General features: G+C 30.8%; 4 protein-coding genes. 3 read left to right on the plus strand and 1 reads right to left on the minus strand.

Annotation, left to right across the window (positions count from 1 at the left end; all coding sequences use genetic code 11):
• The first annotated feature begins 228 nt into the window (after positions 1-228).
• The gene (locus K6343_05455) at positions 229-765 is read left to right on the plus strand and encodes a hypothetical protein (GenBank protein MEF3245406.1); all 537 of its coding nucleotides are present in this window, start codon (positions 229-231) and stop codon (positions 763-765) included.
• A 287-nt stretch (positions 766-1052) separates the two neighbouring features.
• Here the strand turns inward: K6343_05455 and K6343_05460 are convergent, their stop codons facing one another.
• On the minus strand, positions 1053-2636 hold the full coding sequence (locus K6343_05460) for a glycosyltransferase (GenBank protein ID MEF3245407.1): 1584 nt from the start codon (positions 2634-2636) through the stop codon (positions 1053-1055).
• Positions 2637-2949: 313 nt separating this feature from the next.
• Between K6343_05460 and K6343_05465 the strand changes: the two genes are divergently transcribed.
• Both K6343_05465 and K6343_05470 read left to right on the plus strand, forming a co-directional pair.
• Entirely contained in the window at positions 2950-3093 is a 144-nt protein-coding gene (locus tag K6343_05465; protein MEF3245408.1) for a DUF1659 domain-containing protein, read from the plus strand.
• Positions 3094-3617: 524 nt separating this feature from the next.
• On the plus strand, positions 3618-5026 hold a 1409-nt coding region (locus K6343_05470), incomplete at its 3' end, for a hypothetical protein (protein ID MEF3245409.1).

Raw genomic sequence — 5026 nt, forward strand, 5'->3', positions numbered from 1 at the left:
TGAGGTATCCGACCAAAAATTTCGTATTAAAAAACCATTATAGATGTATAGTGAGTTTAAAATTACAGAGAGTGGTAGTCTATGCTGTGAAAATAAAAGAGGTTTTTGCTCACAAAAAGATAATTAAGGTGTCCTTAGTATCCCACAAGACATAATTTCAACATTACTTAAAAATTGTATAATATAATTGCATCTAATGAGGAATTTTGTGAAGATAAGGGGATAATTATGAAGAAATTAGGTGAAGTGCTTTTATTCTTTTGTTTTCTTTTAATACCATCTCCTGTACATGCTGATGCAGGAATTAAGCTCACTAAAGAGTCCTCTTTAGAAACATTAATTGTTTTAATCTTAATTATTTATGTAGAGGCTTTAGTATATGAGTCAATTTTAAAAGTCGGTATTAAAAATACTCTCTTGCCTTCAGCAATTGCAAATTTGGTTTCGATGGTATCTGGTATTCCTACATTATTGCTAGTAGATATATTTTTATATTCTCCATTATTCCGTATGTTATATAAACTTTTTCCATCTCTTTTCACACCATATTATCTTGGCACAATTTACAACCTCATTTTTAGTCTAATTGTAACTTTCTTTATTTCTGTTGTTATTGAATACTTTATCGTTAAACAATTTTTTAAGTCTGTAAGCACATCAAAAATAAAAAATGCGGTTTGGGTTGGAAACATAATAACTTACATAATACTTCTTGTATTATCTCTGAAAAGTATAGTTTTTTGGATTTTAACAAGCTTCCTTTAGTCAAATTATTTTTAACCTGAAGTATTTGGAAAATTAAAATCATTTAGTAAAAATCTTTAAAGTGATTCCCCTTTAAATTTGGTTTAGTTTCCTCCGAATTCACGAAAGGGAGCTTAGACTAACAAAGTCTTTTTATCTCATTAATACTTGCAATCTTTCAAAAATCTTTCGTCATTCATGCGTATTTTTATATAAGTATCAGAGTAAGCACTGTAATCAGATATCTATCTCTTAAATTGACAACCTAACACTTTTTATTAGTTGTATGGTTATAAATAACTTTCCTGTTAGTTTTTGGCAACGAATTCAAACCCCATCTCAGCTATTCTTTCTTTTGTCCTACACCAAACTATTCTTGCTTTCTTTTCTACCATATTGGGAAAATTGATATCAACAATTTCACCTTTATCAAACTTGTTTGGTATTGTTATAATCTTAATTCCCGTTTCGCTTACGTTCTCAACAAAACAAGGTTCACCGTTTATGAATGAAAAATTGTGATATACATATCTTGGCGCCGCTCTTCTTTCATAAGCAAAATTGTTCGATGGAATTTTATACTGAGAGCGTGGAACTACACCAACTCTTTCAGTTTTCATCCATTCACTCTTTTTTCTTATTAGGCGGTATAGTCCAATGATACCTGCAGGAAGCCATATGTATGTATACACAGCAAATAAGAATATGTACAGCATCTTCTTTAAAAAAGAGTTTTCTTTGTAAAATTTAAAAACGCTATAGATAAACATTGGAATAAATACAAATGAGTATAGAAGTAAAGCAAGTGTTCCGAGCAGAAAATTTTTATTGTAAAAAATTGAGAGCATGCTATTACTCACAGATATTATATGCAAAATACTGAGAACAGACGCAGTAATCGAAAAGCCAACTAAAAAAACAACAGATACAAAAACAATGTATATAAAAGAGTCAATCTTAGTTTTCAATGGTATTTTGGCTTTTATTATAGATGGAATATACATCCAGTTCATAAAATGTCCCTGAAGCCATCTTGAACGTTGCTTTATGAGTGCCTTTAGGGATATAAGCCCTTCTTGTTCCACAATAGCCCTATCCGTGAAAGATAATCTTTTCCCTTGTGATATAAGCCTTAACCCTAACTCAAGGTCTTCTGTAAGGGTATCTCCCCAAGGTTCTTGCCCGATTTTAATTAAAGAGGATAGTTTTGTAAATTGCCCATTGCCTCCCAATCCCACACTGCCAAAATGTGAGCGTGCTTTTTGAATGATTCTGCTAAAACCAATAAATTCTACGTCTTGCATTTTAGCGAGTATTGACTGGTTTCTATTTGATATCCTTACTGCAGTTTGAACTGCATCAACCATTTCTTCTGAAAACACTTTTGAGATTTCCTCTAACATGTTGGAAGAAGGAGAAGCATCTGCATCAAAAACACCTATTATGATGTGTTCATAGTCAAATCTGTTGTTAAAATCTGCAGGTAAATTTAATGGGAATACAAAGTTTTTAGAAAGGGCAAATTTAATCTGGTTAAATGCGAAGTTCAATACCGCACCTTTACCCTTCTTTTTCTGGTTTGGAGGATTATGCAATAGTATCACTTTATCATTCTTTTCAGCTATTCCTTTAACTATTTCTGAAGTGGAATCTGTTGAATTGTCATCCACCACTATTATTCTAAAGTTAGTACCCTTAAGTTTTAAACACTTTCTAACTGTGACTTCTATTACCTTCTCTTCGTTCTTTGCAGGAATTATTAAAAAATAGAAATAGCTATTTAAAGGTAAAACGTTTTTTATTTTTACCTTAAAGGATTCTATAAATAGAAATAGGTAATAAGAACCTATAAATAGCAAAATAACTGTTAGCCATGTTGAATTAAAATTCATATTTATATTATAATAAAATTTTAAAAAACTCTGCACACGATGTATTAAAACTTATATGATACCGAATTATTACCTCACGTAAAAACCTAAATTTTTGCTCCTTTTCAACCGATTTTTATAAAAATTAAAATCATTTAGTAAAAAACTTTGAAGTAATTTCCTTTTTCAATTCACTCGGATTTTCTATTAAAAAGCATTTTTATCACACTTGCAATTTTTTAAAACTTCTTTCCCCCTTGTATATTTATATGTGAAGAGTTAATTAAAAAATTTCGCACGTGCAAAATTAAAAAAAATTATTTGGAGGTGAAAGATGACTGTAGCGGAGAATTTAGGAAGTTTAGAGATTGAGTTTACATCTGGAACAACTACAAGAAGAGAGATCATTAGGAACATTAGAGCCACTGCAACCGACCAAGACCTTTATGACATAGCTGTTGCAATTGCTAACTTTTAGTTGACCCAGTTGCTGATATAAGGCGAGTATCAACTAAGAATTATTCTGCATAAGGAGGTGAATAACATATGGCAAATACAACTGTGAAAGTATTGAGGTTAGTTTTTGGAAAAGAAACTTCACACCAAATTGCTTATAACACTAATAATGACGCTTGATACTTTCTAAAAAAAGTTTTCTGCCTAATTGTGCTACTTTCATGGTCTTACTTTTGTTTACTACCTGCACTTTTTTATTTTATTAACTTTAATCGATATTTCAAAATTTTTTGGAGTTTGCAAGTACTTTTAAGAGTTATTAGATTTCAAAATTTTAAGAAATTATTAATTAAGCTGGGTTAAAAAATTATTCAATTGCAGTGGTTTTGAATTGGTAAGAAATTACAGAAAGATGGTATTAAAAATCATCCGAAGATTTTTCTTTAGGTAAAAGTGATTTCGTATATAATTTAGATAGGTAACTAAATTACTTAGGCAAGATGGCGTAAATGATGCAACATGCATTAAAGAATAAGGAGGAGTTAAATGAAAATCAAAATCATAAAAGGGGTTATAGCTTTATTTGTAATTATTTCCGCAATTGTTGTAGCGTGGAGTTTCTTTACCAAAATAACTTCTACTCCTATCTTAGTAAAAACAAATGAAAGCTTTTTAAAAATAGACGAAAAAGGTAAAGTTACAGAACTTTCTCATATAAGTAACAAGGAGTTCATACAGGGAATTGGGTTTTATAAAGATAGTTTTATTTATACTTCACGTCCATCAGAGAACCTCCCAACCACTTCGATTTGGAGCCTTAATACAAAAACACATGAATTGACAGAACTTACAAAAGGGCTTGGTAAAACCTTTTTTAGCCCTATGTTAAAAGGTAATAAACTCGTTTTTGAAACTGAAGAGCCTTTTTCCATATGGGTTTTGGATTTAGATAATGGCAGTAAAGTAAATGTTGCAGAAGGTTTAGAATCACCTAAAAGTGGAAGTGGAACACAATTTGGAGAATACATCATTTCAAAAGATTCTAATTGGATTATCTTCACAGCGTTTGATCCTATGCTTAAGAAAGATTGTTATTTCTCCGCAAGACTTGATGGAAGTAAGCAAGTTAATCTTACAGGCAATGTGCCCATTTCACTAACCGCAATTGATACTGTCAATGGAAAAATTTTTACTGAATTAACTGTTTTTTCAGAAGATGGAACAAAACTCTTTTTTAACTTCTCCTACAATGGCAAAGAAATAAGTTATCTTACAAGTATAGATGGAAGTTTTAAAACAATCCTTCCTTATGGATATTTTGTTTCGTTTGTCAATAACGATTATGAGATAATTCTTCTTTACCCAAATCCTACCACTGGTAATCGGTCTATTTTGAAAGTTTCAGTAGATGGTAAGACTCAAAATGACTTAACTAAAGATTTACAAGGCGATTGCTATGAAGTTAAATTCTATCCTAAAAATAACAAAATTATTTTTACATTTGCTCCTACCGGCTCTCAAGAGTATTCCCTTTGGATTATGGATGTTGATGGAAGTAATAAGCAAAAAATTGCCAATGAAAAGGAAGGTATTACGCACCCAATGCCTTATGGTTTTATCATTATTCCCAATAGCAATAAGATAGTATACCAAATGCAAGATCCTCATCTAAGAAAATGGTCACTTTGGGCTTACGACATGGATGATAACACCAAAACAAAACTTTTAGGAGATAGCGATACTGACTATACCTTCATGTATTTGTCCTCAAATGGAAAATATATAATTGTAGCAAGTGGGGAAACTGTTTTGCTTACAAGCACAAATGGAAACAAATATGAAGTCCTTAATGGTTTTTTTGGAAGTAATACCTTTAGCATTTTGAATTATTATTTAATATATGAATCTTTACAAGATCAATCCTTGTATCTATTGGATGTATCAAATGGAACAAA

This window comes from Caldisericaceae bacterium (assembly GCA_036574215.1).
GTDB lineage: Bacteria > Caldisericota > Caldisericia > Caldisericales > Caldisericaceae > Caldisericum.

Bases quoted from the DNA above. Each gene is read 5' to 3' on its own strand.
- K6343_05455 (MEF3245406.1), top strand. From the start codon at position 229: ATGAAGAAATTAGGTGAAGTGCTTTTATTCTTTTGTTTTCTTTTAATA.
- K6343_05460 (MEF3245407.1), bottom strand. From the start codon at position 2,636: ATGAATTTTAATTCAACATGGCTAACAGTTATTTTGCTATTTATAGGT.
- K6343_05465 (MEF3245408.1), top strand. From the start codon at position 2,950: ATGACTGTAGCGGAGAATTTAGGAAGTTTAGAGATTGAGTTTACATCT.